Annotated in this window: 18 protein-coding genes; 13 read left to right on the top strand and 5 right to left on the bottom strand. The window is 50.2% G+C overall.

Annotated elements, in window-relative coordinates; translation table 11 throughout:
- Positions 1 to 299 precede the first annotated feature (299 nt).
- Positions 300 to 2,561, top strand: coding sequence for a hypothetical protein (locus R3B84_19895; protein ID MEZ6142832.1), 2,262 nt, complete (start codon positions 300 to 302; stop codon positions 2,559 to 2,561).
- Positions 2,562 to 2,754: 193 nt separating this feature from the next.
- On the opposite strand, the gene R3B84_19890 is transcribed toward R3B84_19895, so the two are convergent.
- Entirely contained in the window at positions 2,755 to 3,201 is a 447-nt protein-coding gene (locus R3B84_19890; protein ID MEZ6142831.1) for a tellurite resistance TerB family protein, read from the bottom strand.
- 116 nt (positions 3,202 to 3,317) lie between these two features.
- On the bottom strand, positions 3,318 to 4,463 hold the full coding sequence (locus tag R3B84_19885; GenBank protein ID MEZ6142830.1) for a M20 family metallopeptidase: 1,146 nt from the start codon (positions 4,461 to 4,463) through the stop codon (positions 3,318 to 3,320).
- A gap of 217 nt (positions 4,464 to 4,680) precedes the next feature.
- On the opposite strand from R3B84_19885, the gene R3B84_19880 reads away from it, so the two are divergent.
- The 3 genes from R3B84_19880 (at position 4,681) to R3B84_19870 (ending at position 8,384) form a co-directional block, all read left to right on the top strand.
- On the top strand, positions 4,681 to 6,072 hold the full coding sequence (locus tag R3B84_19880) for a 6-phosphofructokinase (protein ID MEZ6142829.1): 1,392 nt from the start codon (positions 4,681 to 4,683) through the stop codon (positions 6,070 to 6,072).
- A gap of 38 nt (positions 6,073 to 6,110) precedes the next feature.
- Positions 6,111 to 7,145, top strand: coding sequence for a methyltransferase domain-containing protein (locus R3B84_19875; GenBank protein ID MEZ6142828.1), 1,035 nt, complete (start codon positions 6,111 to 6,113; stop codon positions 7,143 to 7,145).
- A 300-nt stretch (positions 7,146 to 7,445) separates the two neighbouring features.
- The gene (locus R3B84_19870; protein ID MEZ6142827.1) at positions 7,446 to 8,384 is read left to right on the top strand and encodes a methyltransferase domain-containing protein; all 939 of its coding nucleotides are present in this window, start codon (positions 7,446 to 7,448) and stop codon (positions 8,382 to 8,384) included.
- On the opposite strand, the gene R3B84_19865 is transcribed toward R3B84_19870, so the two are convergent.
- Entirely contained in the window at positions 8,368 to 8,490 is a 123-nt protein-coding gene (locus R3B84_19865) for a hypothetical protein (GenBank protein ID MEZ6142826.1), read from the bottom strand. The two genes, R3B84_19870 and R3B84_19865, sit on opposite strands and share 17 nt — an antisense overlap.
- Positions 8,491 to 8,659: 169 nt before the next feature.
- Here R3B84_19865 and R3B84_19860 point away from each other — a divergent pair, with 169 nt between their 5' ends.
- Complete coding sequence (locus R3B84_19860) at positions 8,660 to 9,601, top strand: hypothetical protein (GenBank protein ID MEZ6142825.1); 942 nt, start codon at positions 8,660 to 8,662, stop codon at positions 9,599 to 9,601.
- Positions 9,602 to 9,612: 11 nt separating this feature from the next.
- On the opposite strand, the gene R3B84_19855 is transcribed toward R3B84_19860, so the two are convergent.
- Entirely contained in the window at positions 9,613 to 11,112 is a 1,500-nt protein-coding gene (locus R3B84_19855; GenBank protein ID MEZ6142824.1) for an ISKra4 family transposase, read from the bottom strand.
- Positions 11,113 to 11,215: 103 nt separating this feature from the next.
- Here R3B84_19855 and R3B84_19850 point away from each other — a divergent pair, with 103 nt between their 5' ends.
- From R3B84_19850 to R3B84_19815, 8 genes are all read left to right on the top strand, one after another.
- Positions 11,216 to 12,235: a hypothetical protein gene (locus tag R3B84_19850; GenBank protein MEZ6142823.1), complete on the top strand. Its 1,020-nt coding sequence runs from the start codon at positions 11,216 to 11,218 to the stop codon at positions 12,233 to 12,235.
- Positions 12,236 to 12,667: 432 nt separating this feature from the next.
- Positions 12,668 to 13,183, top strand: a complete 516-nt coding sequence (locus R3B84_19845) for a sigma-70 family RNA polymerase sigma factor (protein MEZ6142822.1) — start codon at positions 12,668 to 12,670, stop codon at positions 13,181 to 13,183.
- Positions 13,180 to 14,121: a hypothetical protein gene (locus R3B84_19840; protein MEZ6142821.1), complete on the top strand. Its 942-nt coding sequence runs from the start codon at positions 13,180 to 13,182 to the stop codon at positions 14,119 to 14,121. The genes R3B84_19845 and R3B84_19840 overlap by 4 nt, the downstream gene beginning before the upstream one ends.
- Positions 14,122 to 14,223: 102 nt before the next feature.
- A complete protein-coding gene (locus tag R3B84_19835) occupies positions 14,224 to 16,176 on the top strand; it encodes a YHYH protein (GenBank protein ID MEZ6142820.1) in 1,953 nt (650 codons plus the stop codon).
- A 39-nt stretch (positions 16,177 to 16,215) separates the two neighbouring features.
- Positions 16,216 to 17,718, top strand: coding sequence for a metallophosphoesterase (locus R3B84_19830; GenBank protein MEZ6142819.1), 1,503 nt, complete (start codon positions 16,216 to 16,218; stop codon positions 17,716 to 17,718).
- Positions 17,715 to 19,184: a metallophosphoesterase gene (locus R3B84_19825; GenBank protein ID MEZ6142818.1), complete on the top strand. Its 1,470-nt coding sequence runs from the start codon at positions 17,715 to 17,717 to the stop codon at positions 19,182 to 19,184. Before R3B84_19830 ends, R3B84_19825 begins: the two co-directional genes overlap by 4 nt.
- Before the next feature lie 218 nt (positions 19,185 to 19,402).
- The gene (locus R3B84_19820; GenBank protein ID MEZ6142817.1) at positions 19,403 to 22,141 is read left to right on the top strand and encodes a DUF1553 domain-containing protein; all 2,739 of its coding nucleotides are present in this window, start codon (positions 19,403 to 19,405) and stop codon (positions 22,139 to 22,141) included.
- Positions 22,142 to 22,504: 363 nt separating this feature from the next.
- Positions 22,505 to 23,941, top strand: coding sequence for a DUF1501 domain-containing protein (locus tag R3B84_19815; GenBank protein MEZ6142816.1), 1,437 nt, complete (start codon positions 22,505 to 22,507; stop codon positions 23,939 to 23,941).
- A 757-nt stretch (positions 23,942 to 24,698) separates the two neighbouring features.
- On the opposite strand, the gene R3B84_19810 is transcribed toward R3B84_19815, so the two are convergent.
- Positions 24,699 to 25,433 (bottom strand): IS66 family transposase, encoded by a 735-nt coding sequence (locus tag R3B84_19810; protein MEZ6142815.1) that lies wholly within the window; start codon positions 25,431 to 25,433, stop codon positions 24,699 to 24,701.
- Between the last annotated feature and the right edge of the window lie 26 nt (positions 25,434 to 25,459).

Genomic DNA, 25,459 nt, shown 5'->3' with positions numbered 1-25,459 from the left:
CCAACCCTGAATAGGGGGATTCACTTTCAAGATTGATCATTAAGAAATTCTCATGGATTCCCGCCTACTGGGGAATAAATCGCTGTGTGAATGTTGATCCTCATACCCCTATAACCACGTGGGCAGGCAACGGCCACGATGGCAAGCATGTTTTGTATCAGAAGATCGCTCAATCCCGTTTTTTCCACACAATCGGGTGGATGGTGTAAACCAGTTAACAGAATTAAACGGCCACGGGAAGGTGGGAATTCTAGCCGCCACTCCTGCCAGTAATTTGCATTCTGGTGTAGAATATGCCCATGGAAGCGACATTTTTACCAAATGCGGAACGACGGAAACAGGTGCGGCTACGCACCCGTTCTGACCTGGTGATCACCCCACAGCGGTATGAGGGGAAGTGGTGCCAGGTGGTGAAAGACCCGGTGGCCCTGAAGTATTTTCGGTTCAACAAGCACGAATATTATGTTTTCTCCCGCCTGAACGGTGAAAATACACTGGAAGATATTCGGACGGGCTTTGAAAAAGAATACGCACCCGACCGCCTGAAACTGGAAGAAATTGAAGGGTTCGTGCGGCAACTGGTGACCGCCGGACTGGTACAGCACCAATCGCCCAATGCGGCCCGCGAACTGTTCGAAAAGCAGCGGAAACAACGCCGCACCAAGAAGCTGGCAGGCATTACCAACATTCTGTACATGAAGATTCCGGTGTTTGATCCGGATCGCCTGCTGAACTTCATGATTCGGTACACCCGCTGGATCTTCACAAAGACATTTTTGTGGCTCAGTGTGATGCTGATGATTTCAGCCGCACTGTTTGTGGCATTCCACTACAAGACCTTTTACGAAAAGCTGCCCGCCTACCACGAGTTCTTTGCTTTCCGCACCATGTTATACATGTGGCTGGCCCTGGGGGTGGTCAAGGTCATCCACGAATTCGGCCACGGGCTGAGTTGTAAGGCGTTTGATGGAGAATGCCACCAGATGGGCTTTCTCTTCATGTGCTTCTCGCCTGCGCTGTACTGTAATGTGACCGACTCATGGACGGTGGCCGACAAGTGGAAGCGAATCATCATCAGTTTTGCAGGTATCTGGGTGGAGCTGATTATTGCTTCGATTGCCACCTTTGTCTGGTGGTACACCCCCCACTGGCCGTTTGTCAATAACGTCGCGATGTGCCTGATGGTGCTGTGTAGTGTCAGCACGTTTCTGTTCAATGCGAATCCGCTGATGCGGTTTGATGGTTATTACATTCTGGCCGACTGGCTGGAAGTGCCTAACCTGCGGGAGCGAGCCAACCGCTACCTGGGTAATGTCTTCAAAGCGACCGCATTTGGCATTGAAGTGCCACCGGAACAGTACATGGCCCCACGCCGAAAGGTGCTGTTTGTTGTGTTTGCCATTGCCAGTTGGGTTTATCGGTGGGTGCTGACGATTTCGATTCTGCTGTTTCTTTCTGGCTGGTTAAAACCTTACAAACTGGAAAATTTAAGTATTCTGCTGGCCTTTTTCGCACTGGCATCAATGACGGTGTGGCCAGTGGTGAAAATGGTGAAAGGCTTTCGGCAACGGGGGAGGTTGCCCGATATGAAACGACCTCGTGTGATTATTACTTTGCTGATCTTTACCGGCATGGTGGCGGCATTTTTCTTTCTGCCACTGCCTGTGGCACGGGTGCGGGAAGCTGGCCTGGTGCAGATTGAAGAAGGCTACGCCGAAAAAGTGCACAGCCTGGAAACGGCAGTGCTGACGGAAGTGCTGGTGAAAGACGGCGAATATGTGCGTGAAAACCAGGATCTGGCCCGTTTTCGCAATCTTGATCGGGAGATGCAGCTCGATTCAGCGGTAAAATCGGAAGAAGCCGCCCGCGAAATGATGCAGCAACTGACTACCCGCCTGCGGGCAACCAACGACCTGCGAGCTAGGATTTCGCTGGAACAGGAGTTGAAAAAGGCGGAAGCTAGCTGGAACGATGCACGCACCAACCGTGTGGGGCTGGAACAACTGATTAAAGAAGTAACCGTGCTGAAAGCCCCGCGGGCAGGCGTGGTGATGGGCGTACCGAAACAGGAAGATATTTATCGCACGTGGGTGGTTGGGGAAAGCCCACCGTTCTGCACCATTGGCGATATCAAGCACCTGCGGCTGGTGGTGCCAGTTGATTCCACCGATTATCTGGAAATCAAACGCAATCTGGCGTTAGCAAAACAGAATCACCCACAGACACCATGGATTGATGTCGATATTCTGCCGAATTATCAGCACGACCGACGCTTGAAAGGGCGTGTGACCGAAGCGGGCATCCCACTGGTGGATCAGAAGAATATACCGATCGCCCTGACCAATCGTGGTGGGGGACCATTGGCAACCAAGCCCGGTGGCGACCCCAATGTGAATGAGCCATTGGTGCAGACCTACCTGATTCGGGTGGAAGTGGATGATCCCTACAATTGTCTGGTACCGGGCACCCGTACCACCGCAAAGATGAACCTGCAGTGGCGATCTGCCGCCTGGTGGAGCTGGCGTGCGATTACTTCTGCACTCGATCTGGGTTTGTGGTGATCGATGCTCCCCACAGTGGGGAAATGAATTAAACCCTACTATGGCGATCAGTTTAGTAGGCAATAATCGGTCTTCTTCTCGTCTTGGCGGTTTATTTTAATTCGATTCCAGGTATCCGGTTTTCGAAGAATTGAAGCCCAATTGAATCATTTGAAGTGTCAGAAATTCTTCCGATTTTCGAACAAAAGCTGGTTTAGCCTTTGTTTTTCACAATCATCACTTCCACGATGTTCAAAGCGGTGTCGCCATCGAGTTCCAATTCTTTCTGCAAGTGCTCCAGAAATGCCCGCTCTTCAGGTTCCACCACACCATCGGCCAGCACGATATCGCAGGCGTTGGCAAATGCCGTATCCCGCAGATCTTTCGGAAGTGCGGGAGCACACAGTTCTACCACACCTGGGGCACCTTCCCGACGCAGCATCTTGATCAGTGAATCCATCAGGTTGGTCCACTTCTTCTCATTCATATTCTCGAACATTTTCATTCGAGTGATCGTGCCGAACAAGCTGCCAATTTCTTCATCGGCAATGTGGCCATCACATGCACTGGCGGCAAGCAGAATTCCCGCAAAGGCCTGTTGACGCGTAATTTCACCACGGTTCGCGCTTTTATCGCCGAAGATGTTATCAAACAAACCCATGTGGATACTCCCAATACAGAAATGTACGTTTTGCTCAATTTACTTGTGGGAGAAGAAACTTCAAGCAATGGGCATGAGTTCCAATTCCCGGTACGACAGGACGTGCAACACGGCACCTAACCGGCTACAGGAAATGTCTTTGCTGCATGGTACAAAATCTCTGAAGCGATGTCAATCTGTTGCAGCTCAATCCATTCGTCTTTAGTGTGGGCCTGGGCAATATCCCCTGGTCCAAAGACAACTGCGGGAATACCCGCCTCTGCCAGCGTCGAGGCATCAGTGCCATAAGGAACTGCCAGCACCTGGTGGTGGCCGACAACCGCATTGATTGACGCACCTAATTGCTGGGTAAGCAGTTGCGACAAATCGGGTTGCAATGCAGGACAGGTCAACGTGGTGGTGACACTCACATCCGGCACACCCGACTGGGCAATCAACTTCATTAAATTCTCATGAATTTCGGCCGCTTTTTCGCCAGGTAACATCCTGCGGTCAATTTCAATCAGGCAGCGGTCCGGGACCGTGTTCACACTTACCCCGCCTTCAATTTTGCCCACGCTCAGGCTGGGTGGGCCCAGTAAAGGATGTGGCGGGCTGCTTTGCAGGTGTTGGGCATGTTCCTGTAAGAGCTGAATAATTCTGGTCATGCGATAAATGGAATTGACCCCATCCTGTGGGCGGGAACTGTGGCACGCCACACCGGTAGTCTGTAAGTGCCAGCGAATGACGCCTTTATGGCAATTCACAATATTCAGCGAAGTGGGTTCTGCAACGATGGCCCCGTCTACTTTCAGGCCATTTTTCACCAGATCCTGCACCCCAAGAAAGGTGTGCTCTTCATCCACGGTGCAGGCCAGGGTCACCTGGGCACACTGTTCTGGTTGTTCGCGGTGCAGCCGAAGAAAAGCCTGCAGCATTGCCGTCAGACCACCTTTAACGTCGCACGCACCCCGGCCGTACAGTTTCCCGTCGCGGGTGGTGCCAGCAAACGGATCGATTGTCATGCCGGTTACCGCCACGGTATCGGTGTGGGACTCCCACAACAGGTGACCTGTGGGCGATTTCGGGGTGAATGTAGTCAACAAATTATCCCGACCCGGAGCAACAGTCCGACGTGTGAACGGAATCCGGGCTTCCTGCAGCACCGATGCCAGCACGTCTACCACGCGGTTTTCCAGGTGCAGATCAGGTAGAATTCGCCCACCCATCGGATTGACGGTGGGGCAATTGACCAGGGCACGCAGGAGTTGTTCCGTATTCATGAATGCGACTCGATGACCACAGTATTCTAGGAGAAATCCCCATGGATGCCTGTGCCTGTGCATGGTTTCCGCCTTACGAAGGACGGGATTTCATTTCGTTGCCGTTCATCTGAAACACCATTTTCTCCAGCATTAGAGGCAGTTTCACAGATTTTCCTGTCGCTTGGGCAGTTGTCTGTACAATTTTCCCATATCTAGGAAAGGATGACGACTGCAGATGAACAGAATCAAACGGCTTGCCATTTTAACGGCAGGTGGGGACACTCCTGCACTGAACGCGACTCTCGATGGTGCAGTGACCCGCGCCAATCAGCTTCAAATCGAAATCCTGGGTGTGATTAAAGGTTTCAGTGGGCTGTTAAACCCGCGAATCCCCCACGTGGTGCTCAATCCGTTGTTTACCACCATTCCAGAACTGGATCCCACCCGTGGTGGCACCATTCTGGGTGCGTCGCGGGATTACGTTGACGCGAACGATCGCACGACAATCAAATCAATTGCAGATCGGCTGCAGCAGCACCAGGTCGATGGCCTAATCTGTATCGGTGGGGATGGCACCCTGAATGGAATGCAGGCGATCGGGGAATTGTTGCCCACGGCACTGGCGCCGAAAACGATTGATAACGATCTCGGCCTGAATTACCGCAACGAACCCGATGAGTGGCTTCTCGACGTAAGTGCTGATGGCAAAAAGAGTTATCATCGCACACCAGCCGCACGTGCGTTTGATCTTAGCCAGATGGTGAATTACGTGACGCCCGGCTTTGCCACCGCTGTCTACGTTTCCGCCAGTGGGGTAGAACGCATTCGCACCACGGCAGAAAGCCACCGTCGTATTGCAATTGTGGAAGTCATGGGTCGCCACAGTGGGTATATTGCGCTGGGATCGTCCTACGGTCAGCCCGATATTCTGCTGATACCGGAAAATCCCCTCAATTTGCCCCACCTGATTGAGAGAATCAAAGAATTATACGAACGTCAGAAACATGTGGTCCTGGTGTGCGGCGAGGGAATTGTTGACGAACAGGGGAATGATCTGGGGGCAGAACGTGCCTCCAGCGACCCAGCAGGCAACAAACTGCTCTCCGGTGCGGCAGAATCACTACGCCGATTGCTGATCGAAAATATCGGCGACGACTATTTCCGCTCGAAACGCCGCAATGAAAGCGCTTCGGCAGCGATTTTCACGCGGAAAATCGGCCACACCCAACGTGGGGGCCGCCCAATTCGTTTCGATCGGTTCTATGCCAATCTTTTGGGTGGGAAAGCAGTAGATCTGATCGTGGAAGGCCGCAATAATTTCGTCAGTGTGCTGCAATACGACCCCACCAACGGCTTTTATGTCGATGGGGTGCCCGCAAACGATTTCCGCGACCGCTGGGGCCACATCCACGCCCGCAAGGTGCACCTGGATTGTTACGATGCTCAGTACCTGCGGGCCTCCCGCACCGGTGTGGACTATTTGCGGCCGATTTTCGATAACGCACTGGGTCAGGACGACCTGCAGGCGATGCACCACATCTTCTCTCCAGGCCACGTGGGGCTCCCTTTCCATTCGGTACACGTGGATGTCAGCAAGCGAATCCGCTTTTTGGAACCAAATTCTTAATATTTTCTCACAATTGATTACTTTCTGGAGAATGTCCCATGCTGGGTCGCATCCGTCACAAAATCGTTCGATATTTTCTGAAAGGTGATGTCGATGTGCGGGATATTGACGCACTCCGCTGGAATTGTAAGAACTTTGGTTTCCAACTGGCCATCCAGCTGCAGGGGCTGATCCCGGAACGAATTGAAAACAATTTTCAGCAGGTGGGCCTGGTATGCCAGCCATGCCGTCAGGCCGATCTGGATTCCCCATGGACGTGGTACTGGCTGAATCGATTGAAGGTGCCTGTGATCTACCACCGAAAACTGTGGGAACTGGCTTATGTGATGCAGGCCATTATGGAAAACCTGAACTGGCAGCCGGGCCTGAGTGGGCTGGGTTTTGGTTGCGGGGAAGAGCCGCTACCCAGTTTGATGGTGCAGATGGGTGCCAAAGTCACAGTAACCGACCTGGCACCGGAAGCCAGTGCGGGTAAAGGCTGGGATAATACGAATCAGCATACCACCACACTGGCAAAAGCCCACAATGCCGGGCTGGTGGATCAGAAACTGTTTTTCGACAATGCCGAACTGAAATATGTGGATATGAATGCCATCCCAGCAGAATTGGATGGTCAGTATGATTATTGCTGGTCGGTCTGTGCGCTGGAGCACCTCGGTTCGATCCAGCATGGGCTCGATTTTATCCTGAATTCGGCGAAAACATTAAAACCGGGCGGAGTGGCAGTGCACACTACCGAATTTAACTACACAAAAACCGAAAAAACGATCGACAACCACGGCACGGTGTTGTTTCTACGAAAAAACTTTGAACAACTGGCCGTGCGTGCCAAAGAGCTGGGCCTGGAAATGAAACCACTCTCATTTGATGTGGGCGACAAACCACTCGATCGCTTCATCGATCTGCCACCCTATGTGTGCGATGACCAGACGATCATGACACAATGGCCTTTGCAGGTCGGCAATCACCCACCGCATATCGGGAATAACAGCCTGCAGCAGGCCCACCTGAAGATGCTACTTGATGGTTTTCCATCCACCTGTTATGGGATCATCGTCAAAAAACCGGCCTGAAACTGATCTCTGCACGAAACCTGGGCTGTTTACTCGCAAACCCAGTTAACCACCAGGATTGTATTTTCACTGTACAAGGAACTGTTGATGTCGATCTTAAAAAAAATCTATCAAAAGGTCATGATGCGCCTGTTCAGAACCACAATCTCACAGATTGTTGATCAACGGGTACATGAATTAGTTGACCATCGAATCCATCAATACATTCAACTTCGTGTGCGACCCTATCCAGATTCCTTGTTTGACAGTATGCTCCGGAATTGGACCGATATTGAAACATTGCGCTGGAATTGCAAAAACATGGGTTACCAACTCGCCATTCAGTTGCAGGGGCTGATCCCGGAGCGAGTGGAAACCAATTTTCAACAGGCGGGGCTCGTGTGCCAGCCGTGCCGTCAGATCGATCTGGATTCCCCCTGGACCTGGTACTGGCTGAATCAATTAAAGATCCCGATTATTTACCACCGGAAACTGTGGGAACTGGCCTACGTGATGCAGGCCATTATGGAAAACCTGACCTGGAATCAGGGTGTGCGTGGGCTGGGTTTCGGTTGTGGGGAAGAGCCGTTGCCCAGTTTGATGGTACAGATGGGTGCCAAAGTGACAGTAACCGACCTGGCACCGGAAGCCAGTGCCGGCAAAGGCTGGAGCGAGACGAATCAGCATACGTCTACCCTGGCAAAAGTACACAATGCCGGGTTGGTGGATCAAAAACTGTTTTTTGATAACGCCGAACTGAAATATGTCGATATGAACGCCATCCCAGCCGAATTGGATGGCCAGTACGATTATTGCTGGTCGGTATGTGCGCTGGAGCACCTTGGCTCGATCCAGCATGGGCTTGATTTTATCCTGAATTCTGCAAAAACCCTCAAACCAGGCGGGGTAGCAGTACACACCACTGAGATCAATTACACCAAAGCAGATGAAACGATCGACAATTACCCCACCGTAATCTTTTTGCGGAAGCATTTTGAACAACTGGCCGCACGTGCAAAAGAACTGGGCCTGGAAATGAAGCCGCTCTCATTTGATGTGGGGGATCAACCACTTGATCGTTTCATCGACATGCCACCCTACATCTTTGACAACGAAGCGGTGATGGGGCAGTGGCCTTCACAATTTGGCAACAGCCCCCCACAGAAGGGAAATAACAACCTGCAGCAGGCCCACCTGAAGATGCTGCTCGATGGCTTCCCATCCACCTGTTATGGGGTGATCATCAAAAAGCCCGTCTGAAGCCACTCAGTTCATCCCAAGGCTGGTAGTCGAACTGAAGTTGAAACTTCATCCGCACCACCACCTGGTTCAGTTCAACCAGCTCGACCGGAAGAGGTTTGTTCATCTGACAAGGCCCCACGGCTTTTTGCGATATTGCACCAGAGAAAAACCATGTGGAAAACGACCTGCTCCAGGCTGCAAAAGCAAATTGGGGAATTAGTGCAATTTATCAAGCTGAATCAGAAACATGACTGGATTGCTCGATATAATTTCCCAAACTGGCGAGACATGGCATGAATATGTACGCACGAAAATTACTTATGTGTTCAATGTATTTCAACAAAATATTGGTTTCGGGAATAGGTCGACAGTCAATTACCTTTGTTGTAATTTTCTTGATAGTATGTATGTGCGGAAGTTGTGGACGGAACGCCTCGAATCCGTCAGCACTGGAGCAATATTCTGAAGAAAACCAGCATTATGAGCCTCTAGCAGATGAAATTGTAAGAGCTTGGGAGAAAGCCGGAGCAATGATTGGCTGGATGAAGGTTGATAGTTTTGGCCACATCAATTTTCATAATGAACAAGAACATGGTGCTATTCCAGCATTTTCTTTTAAATATTGGAATAATGAAGCCATTGATTCGTTGCCCCCACCTAGAAAGCCGTTTGGGATTTCTATAGTTGATAATGGTCTTGATGAAATTCGTAAAGGATTTTCTGATCGATCTGCTATAAAATTAATTCGCTTTAAGAATCTGAGATTTTTACAATTAGCTGGTGCTCAATTAACTGATGAAGGGATATTGCATCTGCAATCACACGCTGAGTTGACCACACTGGATCTTGCGCGCACTTTAATAACTGACCTTGGTTTACAGTATTTAACACCGCTCAATCGATTGCATACTTTATGTTTATCGAGTACAGCGATAACTGATCATGGTTTGCCTTCAATGAAAGCATTAAAGAATCTCAATAAGCTAGACCTAAGTTTTACTGAACTTACTGGAACTACTTTTGACTCACTTAGGGATTTGCCGAACCTAAAGTTACTCAATTTGAATGGCATGAAGATCCATCAAAATGGATGGCAGAAACTATCACTTCTTACTACCCTGGAATATCTGGATCTTTCGTATGTAGTGATGGAAAATAATTACTGTAATCATTTAGCAAAACTCGAAAATCTGACCTGTCTGAGTTTGCATTCAGTAAAAATCCAAGATGATTAGAGTGCAACCGGTCATCCGGGCAAGGGTAATAAGTGGGACAGATTGAGCTGTTTGCGGAACCTGTCTGTTCTTTGGTATTCCTGGTTAGCCAGGTAAATATGAAAATCTCTGGTTCGACCTGCCAGATCAATTGCTCGGGCGTGTAGCATTGCCTGGGCCCCTTTCGTTTTCCATCTCATTCCCGTGCGGCACATTCGATCCATCACCAGGTGCCGACAAGCCCCTTCAATCACCCCAGTTGCAATCGGCAGCCCTTGCTGCAAATAGCTGTCATATCTCATCCGGTGGTAGTTCTTTTCAAAGTAGTTGCAAACCTGATTAATCTTCTTTAACTTTTCTGCTTTCAATTCGCTTTTTGTCGCTTTCTGACGGATTCCCGAAACCACACTTTTCACATCTCCCTTCAGGATTCTCAATAGGCGGTCTCGAGCAAACGCTTCCTGATGTTCACGGTGAGACTCAAACACTTTTGCCGCATCCCACACATAACTGGCAACATGAATGATATCCAGGATATCAATTGTTTCGTATGAATCGAAATTGACATCAGATGCTTCCCACAAACTGGTCTGACCATCCATCAGCCGTACCAAAGGCTGACCTGATTGGTGGCGACGTTCGACCTGTTCTGCTGCCCACACCATCGCGTGGTGCGTGCCTCTGATCAGCACCCCCTCCGCATCACATTGCGACAAAAATCCCGCAACCACTTTGCCCACCGGTTCGGGGCGTTTCTCCTCACGATTCGAGTTTTCTCGAAATAACGCTGCGACAATCTCTTCAGCCGTTCGAAAATATTCATTCACGGAATATACGGTCGCCAGCGTCGCCATACGCCGATTACCAGGAAAATACCGTTGATCAAACGCTGGAATCGCCTTCGTCTTGCGAACCATGGGGACTCCTTTGGCATCGGCACTCACCACCAGAATCTTTCCCTCTGCTGTTGGTGCAGGAATTGGGATCTCATTCAGAAACTGTTCTGCAGATTCACTCAGATTGTGGATATTTCGTTCCAGAGTATCGACCGGACTCTTTTGCAGATACAACAAAGAAATCACATCTGATGATTCCTGATACGACATCTTTGTGCTGAGATAATGCATGACCTCGCGAAACCACGGAGAATATGTGTTTGCTGGCATCTGAATCATGACATCCACAGGATACAAATCAATCTTGCGGCCAAGATCGACGCCATAAACATACTGCTCAAACCGATGCTCACCAAAGATCGTTCGGATGGACCGTTGTCGGGGTTCTTCGCTGCGATGAAGCACTTCACCTGTTTCTGTCTGGATCTTTTCTCCCACGTCGCCATCGCCAAGCATTTCCAGGTACAACGAGATTGCTGAAGCACCAATTTGAGCAACCGATTGTTGAACATGTTGCTCGAAATCACGAATCGGCATGCATTCCTGTACAGCACGATTGACTTCTGATGCGAGTCGATCAAATAGGCCAAACAGGAAGTTGGGGTTGATTGAAGAAGATGTGTCTGGGATAATCATTATTGGGTCTCCTGCGATGTTTGGTTGTCAGAACCCCTGATATCGCAGAAAGACCCATCTTTTTACACCCCAATTTGCTAAATCAGTTACCCAACCCTCCCGAATGACCGGTTGCACTCCTCTAACAGGACCAGATATTACTGGTGAAGGCTTTAAGGATTTGGCTTCACTACAGCAAATCAAAGGTCTTTATCTCTCAAAAACCAAAACTACGGATGAAGGACTGAAACAAATCAGCAGGTTTAAAAATCTTGAAGTTTTACGTTTGGACGAAACCCAAGTCACTGATGATGGCTTAAAAGAGCTGATTCAATTAAAACAATTAACGCGTCTTGATTTGCAAAAAAATCAGCTAACCGACGCCGGATTAGTACATTTGGCACACTTGACTCAACTCATTGATTTAAATTTGGAAGATAATCTAATCACAGATGCTGGGCTGCAACACTTGTCTAATTTGACAGAACTTACTGATCTGGATTTGTCCGAAAACGAAGTAACTGCCGTTGGATTGCAACACCTAGCGCCGTTAACAAAGTTACGTCGACTTAGACTTGCTGATGAATCAATAACTGACAATAGTTTGAGTGTGCTTCGAAAAATTGGTTTGCTTCATACGCTTGATAATGCCCATTCCGTTAACGGCAGCACAACTGATAATCCAGATCAAGTCGTGTACCTCTATTTATCGTATGCTTCTGTAACTGATGCAGGTTTGCAGGAACTCAAGGTATTTAAAAATTTAGAAAATCTTGACTTGCACGGAACTCAAATTACTGATGCTGGACTACCAGAACTGGCTGCATTCACACGCTTAACAGATCTCGATGTTGGCGATAACCACATCACAGATGCTGGGCTGAAAACGATCAGCAAATACAAAAATCTGACAGAACTGAATGTATCGTATACAAAAATTACAGATGTCGGGTTGAAAGAAATTGCTACTATAACAGCTCTGAAGGAACTTCATTTGAATCGAACCCAGATCACAGATCTGGGACTGAAAGAGCTGGCATCTTTAAAAAATCTTTCTTCACTTTACTTGATCGATACCAAGGTTTCCGATGCAGGGGTAGCAGAGCTGCAGAAAGTTCTGCCAGATTTGAGCATCAATCGATAATCCGCCATTTTTGTACACTATTCCCCATCTACACTGATCGCGATTTTGCAAAAATTCACAAAAAAGTTTCCTCTTCCGTAAATCCCTGCAAATCAATCACTTGCGGCGAATAATTTTCCGATATCGGTGCCACTTTCGAAACAAAATTGCATTTTTATTAATGGGCGTGGATATATTAATATGTGAACTAAAATACAGATAAAGGAGCTGTACCATGGTGCCCGATGTTCAATTACTACCCAACCCCACCTCCATGTGGGGGAGATTTCTTAAAACTTTTCACCGAATTCCCCGCAAGGTTCGTGCTTGTGAACCAGCCGTTGTTGCCTTGTTGGTCGTTTTAGGTGGACCAAGAACAGAATGATAGTACTTTTTTGTCACGATTTACGTGAAATGGTTAAGTAATGGTATGTGAAGATGGTGACAATAGGAATGACTCCGGAAATCTTCGAAGCGACACGACTTTGGACGTTAGCTGTACCTGTAGTTTCAGCGTTCATTACGTCCTTAGTGCGTGATTTTCCAGATCGCGACGACGTGCTTCAAGAAACTGCTGTAGCCGTTCTGGAATCCTTTTCCCGGTACGACCCGGCCCAGTCATTTGTCGGTTGGGCGATCGGAATTGCACGCAATCAGGTGCGATTGCATTTTCGACGAAAAAGTCGAGATCGAATCGCATTCGACTCCGAAGTTATCGATGCTCTGGCTAATGCCTTTGCTGAGCAACCACCACATGATATCAAACACGATCGTCTTGGTGAGTGTTTCGATGCGTTAGATTATCGCTCGAAAGAGTTGTGCCGGTTGCGATACGAGCAGGACTTGAAGCCAGCCATGATCGGTAAGAAAGTTGGGATGGCGCCCAATGCAGTGGCAAAAGCTCTCCAGCGAGTTCGTGACCGCCTTCGGGAATGTATCGAGCACAAAGCGAGGGAGGTTGACGCTTGAACCCTGAACATCGACAGTTAGTGAATGGTTACCTCGACGGTATGCTGACTCCGGAGCAAGAAGCGGAACTGAATACCTGGCTGAAGGCTGCACCAGAAAATCCAGCAGCATTCGCAGAGATCGTGCGACTTCATGACCGCTTGCATCACGAAATTGCAACTTTAGCGACAACGAAATGGCAGACGACGTCACCGCGGGTGGTTTACCGATATCGCAAGTTAAGGCAACAGCTTGTTGTGGCTGGCAGCGTGGTCACAGTCGCCGTGGTTGCATTTTTCTTTCTCTGGTCAGGCAACTCATCGCAGGTTAGTGCGTCTACAGAACTTGACCGCTTGATAGAGAAAGCCTCAGATAATAGCGACCGGTCCTACATTATTCGGAACCTCGATGATCAGCCGGAACAACCCGAAGAGCGACGGCCCCCGATTGATGGTGCAGCACTCTATATTCGCCCGCCAGATCAATATGTGCTGGTTCGGAATTTCCCAGACGGCCGCCGGTTCGTGACTGGATGCGATGGTGAGAAAAGCTGGGCAGTGCCTCCAAACGGTGTTGTGCGGGTGAGTGGCGATCCACTGAGATTCCGAGGACCACTGCCTGGCAACCAGCACGGAATACCATTCATCAACCTCCGCTCCGATCTGGTACAACTCCGCGATGCGTATGTTGTGACATCACTCAGCTCTGATCGGAACGGAAACAACGCGTTACTGGCGATTAAGAAACTTGCCGAATTTCGTGGACCAAATCGAGTAGAACTCTGGTACGACAATGCCACTGGAGTAATTCAACGAATGGTGTTTAAAGGGATGCCGAAAGCACGCGGTGGTCCTGATAGCGTTGAAGTGGAACTCCTGAATCGACGAGAATTAGGGAAAGATTTTTTTCAGCATCAGGCCCATCATGACAATAGTAGGCAGGTAGTCGAGGAGGATTAATGTGCGTGACATTCGAGCAACAAGGGGAGAAACAGAACTGGGAATCCTCTTGAAATTTATTACTTAATATCGACTTAATACCACTGCCCGGAGGAATGAGAAGTGAACTATTCTAAATCCATTTTACTGATTACAGGATTACTGTTACTTGTGGCTGGCAACGTATTCTCCCACCCAGGACACGATGACGTTGCTTACCTGAGAATGTGGAAAGATTCTGATGGGCGATTCGAAATTGAAGGTTCATTTGTCATGGCCCGAGATGGCAAGGTGCAAATACTCCAACAAGATGGATCGTTGATCTGGATGCCGCTCGATCAATTGAGTGATACCGACAAGGCCTGGGTGAGAGAACGGGTTGAGAAGATTAAACTCGTCAACGGAAAAACAAGAAGTCCAGTACCAGAGTCGACGCCCACAGAAGGTGTTGTACTGGATGGCACAAGCTCGTTCTCAAACTCCTTACAAGCTGTATTTGCAGCAGTAGTTCTCGGGATTCTGGCTTTGGGATTAAGTAAGTTGACATCGAGTCGTTCAGGAATGTTTGTTGGAACATCCGTGTCTACTGTGTGCATGGTTTGCGTTCTCGGCGTAGCACAGGAAGTGAAGACGAAGCCTATGATCCAGTCTCACTTTGAGCCCTTTAAAGACAAACTGTCATTTCGTTCTGATGATAAATGGTTCTATGTTGAGTCAAAAGGGATACCCGACCACCAGATGATGGTGGGTATCACGGCATGGCAACAACAAGTTCCGATCCCTCAGGCTTATGTGGGTCGAAATGCATGGCAAATACCACTAAATCCTAAATTTTCCGAGAAGCCGATATCTGCAAAATTTGCGTTATTTCGTGGCGCAATCGCCCTGGCTGCGAACGGTGTGCCGATCTTCAACCCAATCAAAAACGATGGCCGTACCGACACGTTTCTTGCTGGAGAATTGGATGAGTTTGGAGGGCATTGTGGCCGGGCAGACGATTACCATTACCACATAGCCCCGGTTCATCTGGAAAAGATTGTCGGTAAAGGGAATCCGATCGGATACGCGCTGGATGGCTACCCTTTGTATGGGTTCACCGATTCGAACGGTAAAGAACCGAACGATCTCGATGAGTTCAACGGCAGAATGGAGAAAACTGGTTATCGGTATTACTCGACAAGAAAGTACCCCTACGTCAATGGTGGGCTACGTGGTATCGTCACGGTAAAAGATGACCAGATCGACCCTCAACCAAGGGCTTACTCACCCCGGCCTGCACTCACTCCGCTGCGTGGCGCCAGGATTACAGGTTTTACACGTGATGATGCGAAAAAGACATCGATTTTGAAGTACTCCCTGGGTGGTAAGGTCGGCTCAGTAAAATACGTAGACGGTGGCGGTAGTTACCAGTTCACTTTTACTGATCCCAGTGGCAAGGTTACAACCGAGAGTTACCAGATCCGCGAGGATGGCAAACGGCCGCCACCAAAGAAATCGAATACCCCACCAAAAAAGAAAAACCCCGGACAGCCGAAGCAACAGGATCCCCTGAAATCACTCGATTCGGATGGCAAACAACTATTCAAGGAAGATGGTCCAACGCCCAAAGAAGTTAGTGGATTCACGCTTTCCAGTCCAGCTTTCTTACATCATGGAAAGATACCTCATGAATTCACGGGCGATGGCACTGGTGTATCACCACCTCTGAAGTGGTCCAACGCACCAGAAGGTACGAAGTGTTTTGCACTCCAACTTTGGCACAAACCTAAGGACGACGGCGATGAGGTGAAGTCGTATTGGGTGCTCACGAACATTCCCGCCACCATCACGAGCCTGGAGAAGAACAGTAAGGGCATCGGCAAGGATGGCATCAACGATAAGAAACGCACTGGCTACATTCCGATGAATTCGAAGGGGCCAGGTGTAAAAGAGTACCACATCACGCTATATGCCCTGTCCGCTGAGCCGAAGTTAAACACGGACAAATGGAATCGTGCCGAACTGCTCGAAGCAATCAAGGAAATTACCCTTGCAGAAACGACACTCAGTTTCACTCATGAGACGAAGCGAAAGTAGGTTCCCTTCAACCCAAAACACAACGAAAGACGAATAACCATGAATGATCAGCACACCGATCGACGAACATTTCTTGGAGCCAGCTCGGCTGCAGCAGGCAGCCTTGCAATTTTCCCTGAATTAGCAATCTCCCAGCAAAAGAAACCTAATGCCAGCAACTATGTGCTGCCAGATGACCTGTCATCCTACAACGTGCTCTCACTGGTGCTGGGCCGGGCCGGGAATACGTCGATCACTGCCAACCTCTTCGCGAGAGACCGGCTCGATGTGTTCTTAGAGTATGGCACAGTGGCAGGTAAGTACGAATACAAGACAAAACCAGCATCGCTGGAAGCTGGCCATCCTGTCGAGATAGTGATTAGTGACCTCCGCCCTGGAACCCGATACTTTTACCGACTCCATTTTCGCAAGCCCGGAGATATCGCGTTCCAAACGAGACCTGAGTGCCAGTTCCACACGCAGCGAAAGCCCGGAGATACATTTACATTCTGTGTACAGGGAGATTCGCACCCGGAACGCCCACAAATGAGCGAACCGAACCTGTATGCACGCACGCTTCAGCATGCCGCCTCGAACAGCCCCGACCTGTACTTCTGCATGGGTGATGATTTCAGTGTAGACAAAGTGCGGACAGTGAACGCAGAGAGTTTGACTGCCCCATACCTGCTTCAGCGGCCGTTCCTGAGTCTTGTTGCTCAGTTTGCATCACTGTACCTGGTTAACGGCAATCATGAGCAGGCATCGCTCTTCAATTTCAACCAGAAGAACGAACTGCACGAAGTAGCTGTGGGGGTACAGACCGCCCGTAACAGGTTCTTCCCAATGCCTGCCACGGAAGGTATTTACACTGGCGATGCATTGAAGTTCAAGGGAATCGGGCTGCTTCGTGATTACTTCGCCTGGACGTGGGGAGATGCTCTCTTTGTGGTACTCGATAACTACTGGCACTCTACTTCCCAGGTGGACAGCGGATTCAAAGGAGGTGGGGGCAAAAAAGGGGACAACAAGAAAAATCGTGACTGGTGGGGCATTACCCTGGGGGATGCGCAGTACCAGTGGTTCAAGAAGACGCTGGAAGGGAGCAAGGCGAAGTTCAAATTCGTCTTCGCCCACCACGTTTTAGGAACCGGACGTGGAGGAATCGAGGCTTCTGAGATGTATGAATGGGGTGGTAGAAGCAAGGGTAAGGAGAACGAGTTTAAGACAAAACGACCAAGGTGGGAACTGCCTGTCCATCAACTGATGGTGAAACATGGTGTCAGTATCTTCTTTCAAGGGCATGATCATCTCTACGCACGTCAGGAACGTGATGGTGTCGTATATCAGGAAGTGCCGCTGCCTGCGGATCATCTGTACGCAACTCACAATGATGATGCCTACCTCACCGGTATAAAGAAGCCCAACTCAGGTTATCTGCGGGTCGTCGTTTCACCGGACGAAGCGAAGGTGGATTATGTTCGGTGCTGGCTGCCCAAGGATGAAACAGCTACCCAAAAAACTGGAGATATCGCACACACTTACACTGTCAAGGCAAAATCATGACAACAATAACACCGCTTCAACGAAGCTACGTTCTCAGGTTCTTGACAGCCTTTCTGTGTGCCTTGCCAGCTACCATTCAACCGGTCCTGGCACAGAAACAATCGAAAAGCAAAGGTGGGCAGACGCACGTATTTTCCGGAGGTTCTGTCCCTCTGCATGATTTCAATGTGATTCTGACCCGTCCGACAGATCAGTCAGTGACAATAAGTGTTCTGGCTTACAAGGATCTTGTAATACAGATCGCTTACGGTACAGAATCTGGTAAGCTTGATAAACAAACACCTACGCAGGAGTTGAGTAAAGGTAAACCAGTAGAATTGATACTCACCAAGTTACATCCTGACACCAGATACTTCTACCAACTCCATACACGTGGCAGTGGGGAAAAGAAGTTCAAGGTCGACGAAGAACATACGTTCCACACACAGCGGAAACCCGGTAGTTCATTCGTATTCAGCATGCAATCTGATTCTCATCTCGACCAGGGTACTCGACCTCCAATGTACGAACGCACTCTTGCGAACGTCCGCGCCGACAAGCCTGACTTCTACATCGACATCGGTGATACATTCATGACCGATAAGTACGAAAAGTACAAGGATTCACTGCCGCAGTACTTCGCACAGAGGTACTACTTCAGCAGAGTAGCACACTCTGCACCCCTGTACCTTGTGCTCGGCAATCACGATGGCGAGCGATATGATCGCTACAACGGCACTGCCGACTGCATGCCAGTGTGGGCGTGTCTCACACGGAAGAAACTGTTTCCGAACCCTTATTCAGATGGTTTCTATACAGGTAACACTACTGAAATGAAACATGTTGGACGTCTGGAAAACTACTATGCATGGGAATGGGGAGATGCCCTCTTCATCGCACTCGACCCATTCTGGACCACCAACAAGGCAGGAAAAAACAAGGCTGATGGGAATTGGGCAAGGACGCTAGGCAAGGTGCAATACGATTGGCTGGCGAAAACACTTGCTGCATCTAAGGCAAAGTTCAAGTTTGTTTTCATCCACCATCTCGTCGGTGGTCTTGATGATTCGGGGCGAGGTGGCAGTGAGGCAGCAATCCTTTACGAATGGGGTGGAAAAGGCAAGAGTGGCGAAAATGAATTTCAGGCTAAGCGGCGTGGCTGGGATATGCCGATTCATCAGTTACTTGTCAAGTACAAGGTATCGGCTGTCTTCCACGGGCACGACCACTTTTTCGCCAGGCAAGAACTGGATGATATTCCCTATCTTCTAGTTCCACAACCGGGACACTCAGGCTTTGAACGTCTCCGAAACGCTCACGAATATGGTTACATTCGAGGTGATTTCCTACCACCCTCCGGTCATATTCGCGTTACTGTGACGAAAGAAAAAGCCATCGTCGAGTATGTTCGGTCCTACTTGCCACAGTCCGAAACTGCCACACGAAAGAACGGAGAAATCGGATATCGCTTTTCGATCCAACCATGAGATGAAAACTGCTTTCTGTACACTATCTCCAGTGCGGGTGATCGCAATTTTGCAAAAATTCACAAAAAAGTTTTCGACGACGTAAGCTATTTCAAAATAAGCACTTACGGCAATTCAATTTCCAGAAAGCCAGTCAAAATTTGAACAAAATTGCATTTTTCCTTGGTATAATGGATATATTTATACATGAACTAAAATACAGTTAAAGGAGCTGTAGCATGGTGCCCGAAGTTCAATTACTACCCAACCCCACCATTACGTGGGGAGATTTCTTAAAAACTTTTCACCGCTTTCCCCGCAAGTTGGTGCTTGTGAACCTGCCGTTTTTGCGGTACAATCCATCATTCCCTACCACACATAATCGCATTAAAACGATGACGAAACTGTTCACCTTATTTGCCCTCTTCACTACCATGCTGGCTGGAACTGCCAACGTGCAGGCCAAAGAGATACCCACCTACGAAGGTTCGGTGCGGCCCATCCTGAAGGCGTTCTGCTTCGATTGCCACGGCGAAGAAAGCAAACCGAAAGGTGGGCTGGATCTGCGTCTGGTGCGATTGATGCTGGTCGGTGGGGATAACGGGCCTGCGATTGTGCCCGGCAAACCCGAAGAAAGCGAACTGCTTGCTCGCATCGTCAGCAAAGAGATGCCCCCAGGCAAGGTGAAGCTTAACCCGCAGCAGATTGAAACCATCCGCACGTGGCTGGCCACAGGTGCAAAAACTGCCGCACCCGAACCGGAAAAGGTGGGCACTGGCCTGCTGATCACGCCCCAGGATCGGGCGTTCTGGGCGTATCAACCAATCAAGCGTCCTGTGGTTCCCACGCCACATGGGCATCCTCAGCACCCGATCGATACGCTCATTGAAAATCGACTGAAGAAGGAAGGACTAACCTTTTCACCCGAAGCAGATCGGCCGACTCTCATTCGACGTGCGACATTTGATCTGCACGGGCTGCCACCCACGCCGCAGGAAGTGGAAGCATTTATCATTGATCAATCGCCTGATGCCTATCCGAAACTGATCGAACGCCTGCTGGCATCGCCCCGTTATGGGGAACGGTGGGGCAGGCACTGGCTGGATGTTGCAGGCTATGCCGATTCCGAAGGCTTCGCTGCCGAAGACAGCCCACGTGCGAATGCCTGGAAGTATCGCGATTATGTGATCGGTGCTTTCAACCGCGACCTGCCCTTGAACGAGTTCATCAAACAACAGTTAGCGGGCGATGAGATGATCCAGAATTCTTACGCCAGCCTGACACCCCAGGAAAAGGAATATCTGGTGGCTACTGGTTTTCTGCGTATGGCACCCGATGGCACAGGTGGCCGGGGTGTCGATCAGAAGGAAGCCCGCAACCAGGTAATCTCCGATACGATCAAAGTAATTTCCACCACGTTCCTGGGCATGACGGTCGCTTGTGCCCAGTGCCACCATCATCGCTACGATCCCATTCCCCAGGAAGATTATTACCGCATCCGTGCGATACTGGAACCCGCCTACGACCTGCGAACCTGGAAGCCACCTGCAGCACGACAGGTTTCGCTGTATAGCAAGGAAGACATCGCCAAAGCAGCAGAAATTGAAAAGCAGGCAGTGGCAATTGATCAAGATCATTCGGTGAAGCAACAGGCTGCCATCGAAGCCACCTTCCAGAAGGAACTGGCGAAACTGCCCAAGGAAATCCAGCCTGAAGCATTAAAGGCACGCAACACCGCTGCGGATAAACGCGACGCGAAACAAAAGGATATCATGCAGAAGTACCCCAGTCTGAATGTATCGGCGGGGTCGCTGTATCTGTACGACAAGAAAGCAGCCGACGAGTTGAAGAAACTAACCGATCAGGCCGCAGCCATCCGTGCGAAGAAACCTAAACAGGAGATGATCCGTGCGTTAACGGAAGCTCCTGGCAATCGCCCGGTAACAAAGCTCTTCCATCGTGGTGATCCCGATCAGCCCAAGGAAACCATTGCTCCAGGTGGGCTGACGAGTCTGCAGGATGTTCTGCCACTGACCGTGCCTGCACGCACCGACAAGCAGACATCGGGCAGACGCATGGCACTAGCCAACTGGCTGACAGACCCCCGACATCCACTGACCAGTCGTGTGTGGGTGAACCGTGTGTGGTATCACCACTTTGGGCGTGGTATTGTCAACAGCATGGGCGACTTCGGCATGCTCGGTGAACTTCCCAGCCATCCGGAACTGCTCGATTGGCTGGCAGCCGAATTCATGCAGCCCAGCGACAAAACCAATCCCGCTTGGAGCACCAAGCAACTGCACCGAATGATCATGAATTCCCGTACGTACCGTCAATCATCGCGCCGCACGGACAAGCTGGATAAAATCGATCCTGATAACAAGTGGTATGGCCGCATGAATGTGCGTCGTCTGGAGGCCGAAGCAATCCGCGACAGCATTCTCGCAGTCAGTGGGGCCTTGTCGCTGAAAATGTCTGGCCCACCAGTGCCAATTCGGGAAAATGATGTCGGGCTGATTGTGGTAGGCAAAGGTGTGAAAGATCTCGCACGTGGCACTACGAAAGCAGAACCGATGCCACCCGAAGAAGAGTTTCGCCGTGGCATCTACATCACGGTGCGTCGCACTACACCGCTCACCATGCATTCCGCATTCGACCCACCAACGTTGGAGCCGAACTGCACCGGGCGAATTACTTCCACCAATGCCCCCGCAGCACTAGTGCTGTTGAACGATCCGTTTGTGGAACAACAGGCAGCACTGCTGGCCAAACGCATTGAAACCGAAGTGGGCAAAGAACTTCCGAAACATATCCAGCGTGCCTGGCAACTTGCTTACGGCAACCTGCCCACCGCACCGGAACAGGAAATGGCCAACAAATTCCTGGCAGAAGTCAGCAAAACGAAGACTGGCCCCAGCCCACTGACCTTGCTGTGCTGGGGGTTGTTGAATTCCAACCGCTTTGTGTATGTGGATTAACTCGTAGCACGGCGTCCCGCCCGTGATGAAAGCACATGGTCGAGACGACCATGCTACGAAAGCTGATGGTATGAACATCGTAGAACGGGCCGCCCGCCCGTGAAAACCCATGGGAATAAACATCGTAGCACGGGAATCCCGCACGTGAAAACTCCATGGTCAAGACGACCATGCTACGAAAGCTGATGGTATGAACATCGTAGAACGGGCCGCCCGCCCGTGAAAACCCATGGTCAAGATGACCATGCTACGAAAGCAGATGGGAATGAACATCGTAGCACGGGCGTCCCGCCCGTGAAAGCCCATGCTAAAAGAACGTAACTGAAAAAGATTCTTCGCCCCAACGATAATGAGAACCTCACGATGAATGGGAACCAATTCAGCCGCAGGCAAATGCTCCATACCAGTACTGGTGGTGTGGCCAGTCTGGCACTTAGCTGGTTGTTGCAGCAGGAGGCCCGTGGTTCGGTGAAGCCGAATCTGGAACGGCCGCACTTCGATCTGCTGCCGAAGAAGCCACACCACACGCCCCAGGCAAAGGCGATGATTTCGTTGTTTATGCAGGGTGGGCCCAGTCATATGGATCTGCTCGATCCCAAGCCCGCACTGGATAAGCTGGATGGAAAACCGTTCCCGGGCAAAATCAAGTACGATAACGCAGCCCAGGCCAGTTCTAAAGTAATGGCCAGTCCGTGGAAGTTCAAAAAACATGGCAAATGCGGCACAGAAGTTTCTGAACTGCTGCCCCACCTGGCAAAAATTGTCGACGACATTACCGTGGTGCGGTCGATGCATACCGGGGTCAACAACCACGGTCAATCGATCTACGCGTTGTTGAATGGTCGCATCGTTGCGGGTAATCCTGTGCTGGGAAGTTGGCTCTGCTACGCACTGGGGTGCGAAACGCAAAACCTGCCTGCATTTATTGCACTGCCAGACCCAGCCAGCCTGCCGGTGTGCGGCACCGATCACTGGTCGAATGGCTGGTTGCCATCGCTGTACCAGGGCACCGTGGTGCGTGCCAAGGAACCTCGCATCCTGAATCTCGATCCCCCACCTGCGATTGCGGGTGGCACGCAGAAACAGTTGCTGAACTTCATTGATCAACTGAATCAGAATCATCTGGCCCAGCGACCGGGTGAGCATGATCTGGAAGCACGCATCGCCAGCTACGAATTGGCTGCAAGAATGCAGGTTTCTGCCCGCGAAGCATTGGATCTGACGCAGGAAACCAAACAGACGCAAAGCATGTATGGCATGGATAACCCCGCCAGCAAAGACTTTGGGGCAAGGTGCCTGATTGCCCGTCGTCTGATTGAACGTGGTGTGCGTTTTGTACAGGTAATGACCCGCAATCAGTTCTGGGACCACCATGGCTCGATTCGCACCTCGTTGCCGCGTTCGTGCGAAGTAATTGACCAGCCTTCTGCCGCACTGGTAACCGATTTGAAGCAACGTGGGCTGCTGGACAGCACCCTCGTGGCCTGGGGTGGAGAAATGGGTCGCCTGCCGGTGATTCAGAACGATGCAGGCCCCGCCAAAGCAGGTCGAGACCACAATACATACGGTTTCAGCTACTGGCTGGCAGGTGGGGGCATCAAACGGGGTTACGTGCACGGTGCGACGGATGAGTTCGGCCACCATGCCGTTGAAGATGTAGTGACGCACCACGATTTTCACCGCACGCTGATGTATCTGTTCGGGCTGGATGCCGAAAAAGTGTCTTTCAAACGGAACACCCGTGAACTGAACATCCTTGACGGTCAGGCGGCAAAAATTGTGGAAAAATTATTGGCTTGAACTTCCGACCTGCTATTGTAATTTGCGTTAGGTAATCGGGGAAAGCTGGAACGATTATCGGGCTGATAGCTGTCGCAATATTTGCAGGATTTTCGCTACAGCCCGCATATTCTTTGGATTGTGGCCAGTCTGCCCGAATTCCCCGCTTTAATTGGGTAGAACTTTCTGGACGAATGGCCCCCACAGTGCCATACTCGATACTGTATGCCGACGCAAAACGGCTTAAGCGGCCTGGGAACTGCTTAACGCTGGTCGGTAGCAGAGGTGTCTTAATGCCTCTGCACGTGTGTCCATCATAGTTGGGCAGAGTCTCTTCAACCAACTACGACCCGCTGCTTCGGGAGTGACACGTTCAGCCACGTGACAGTAAGGCTGAAAGCGAACAAAACGTTTGTCTGCTTGATGTGCTTGTTCACAAGTAGTTTTCAAGAGAGGTTGGCTCGGAAGACAAACCACCGTTGTTCGTTGGAACCACCGGCCTGGGAACTGGTGGTTCACCATTCAATCGAAAGTACCCTGGACTCTGGGGGTATTTTCGATTGGATGACTTTTTTGAAAAGAAACGGGAAAATTTCACCTTACCCCAGTAATTCTTTCGTGCAATCTTATTCAGTGCAGATAACCGACACAAAGAATTTGAAAAGCAGTACCCGTTCAGTGAACGACTGTTCTGATTTCATACATCCGTGAGTTGAGTTTCTCACAACTTGCAGAGCTCGTTGAGATTTCGCAATTGTTTAGAATCGGGTAGATGGATTCAGGATGGTGTGGGATTGTTGTTGTCGAATTGTTGAGGTTTCCAGGCTGCAGGGGATAGCTCGCTCAGGCGATCCTTGGGCCAGGTGGGCAGTTTTGCCAGGATATCGGTCAGGTAGGCCTGCGGCTCCACACCCGCGTGCAGGCACGATTGCACGATGCTGTAGATGATGGCTGCATTGCGACCGCCTTGTTCACTGCCTGCAAACAGCCAGTTCTTGCGTCCCAGGGCAATCACTCGCAATGCCCGCTCCGCGGCATTATTATCAATATTCAAATACCCCTGCTCGGTATATCGGTGCAGGGCCTGCCAATGGCGCAACGCATAGTTCACCGCTTTGGCAATCGGGCTTTTGGGCAACAACTTTGGTGCCTCCGCATGCAGCCAATCGTGCAATTCTTTCAACACGGGAATTGCTTTTTCCTGGCGAATCTGCACTCGAGACGCTTCCTGCACAGACAATTCCCAGGACTGCTCAGCCAGATCCTTCTTAATCTCCTTTTCAATCCGATACAGTTTGCTGATCAGCACCATGGCCCGCGCAGCCTGCAGCGGTGCCGTAATCTGGGCCTCATGAAACTTGCGCGCATGTGCCCAGCACGCCACCTCGGTCATATTTTGCCGGGTGTACAACTGGTCGTACAAGTTGGCTGCATCCGCATGCAAGTAGCCGTTGTAATCATTCAGCAGTGCTTCTGGCCCTGCGCGTGCTTTGCTCAGTGTGAAGTCATAAATCAGATGCGGATGCAGTGCGCATCACC

The sequence above is a fragment of the Zavarzinella sp. genome (genome assembly GCA_041399155.1).
Lineage (GTDB): Bacteria > Planctomycetota > Planctomycetia > Gemmatales > Gemmataceae > JAWKTI01.
Note: the sequence above shows the minus strand (reverse complement) of the source record. Positions and strands in the feature narration are given on the sequence as shown.

Bases quoted from the DNA above. Each gene is read 5' to 3' on its own strand.
- R3B84_19895 (MEZ6142832.1), top strand. From the start codon at position 300: ATGGAAGCGACATTTTTACCAAATGCGGAACGACGGAAACAGGTGCGG.
- R3B84_19890 (MEZ6142831.1), bottom strand. From the start codon at position 3,201: ATGGGTTTGTTTGATAACATCTTCGGCGATAAAAGCGCGAACCGTGGT.
- R3B84_19885 (MEZ6142830.1), bottom strand. From the start codon at position 4,463: ATGAATACGGAACAACTCCTGCGTGCCCTGGTCAATTGCCCCACCGTC.
- R3B84_19880 (MEZ6142829.1), top strand. From the start codon at position 4,681: ATGAACAGAATCAAACGGCTTGCCATTTTAACGGCAGGTGGGGACACT.
- R3B84_19875 (MEZ6142828.1), top strand. From the start codon at position 6,111: ATGCTGGGTCGCATCCGTCACAAAATCGTTCGATATTTTCTGAAAGGT.
- R3B84_19870 (MEZ6142827.1), top strand. From the start codon at position 7,446: ATGGGTTACCAACTCGCCATTCAGTTGCAGGGGCTGATCCCGGAGCGA.
- R3B84_19865 (MEZ6142826.1), bottom strand. From the start codon at position 8,490: ATGAACAAACCTCTTCCGGTCGAGCTGGTTGAACTGAACCAGGTGGTG.
- R3B84_19860 (MEZ6142825.1), top strand. From the start codon at position 8,660: ATGAATATGTACGCACGAAAATTACTTATGTGTTCAATGTATTTCAAC.
- R3B84_19855 (MEZ6142824.1), bottom strand. From the start codon at position 11,112: ATGATTATCCCAGACACATCTTCTTCAATCAACCCCAACTTCCTGTTT.
- R3B84_19850 (MEZ6142823.1), top strand. From the start codon at position 11,216: ATGACCGGTTGCACTCCTCTAACAGGACCAGATATTACTGGTGAAGGC.
- R3B84_19845 (MEZ6142822.1), top strand. From the start codon at position 12,668: ATGACTCCGGAAATCTTCGAAGCGACACGACTTTGGACGTTAGCTGTA.
- R3B84_19830 (MEZ6142819.1), top strand. From the start codon at position 16,216: ATGAATGATCAGCACACCGATCGACGAACATTTCTTGGAGCCAGCTCG.
- R3B84_19825 (MEZ6142818.1), top strand. From the start codon at position 17,715: ATGACAACAATAACACCGCTTCAACGAAGCTACGTTCTCAGGTTCTTG.
- R3B84_19820 (MEZ6142817.1), top strand. From the start codon at position 19,403: ATGGTGCCCGAAGTTCAATTACTACCCAACCCCACCATTACGTGGGGA.
- R3B84_19815 (MEZ6142816.1), top strand. From the start codon at position 22,505: ATGAATGGGAACCAATTCAGCCGCAGGCAAATGCTCCATACCAGTACT.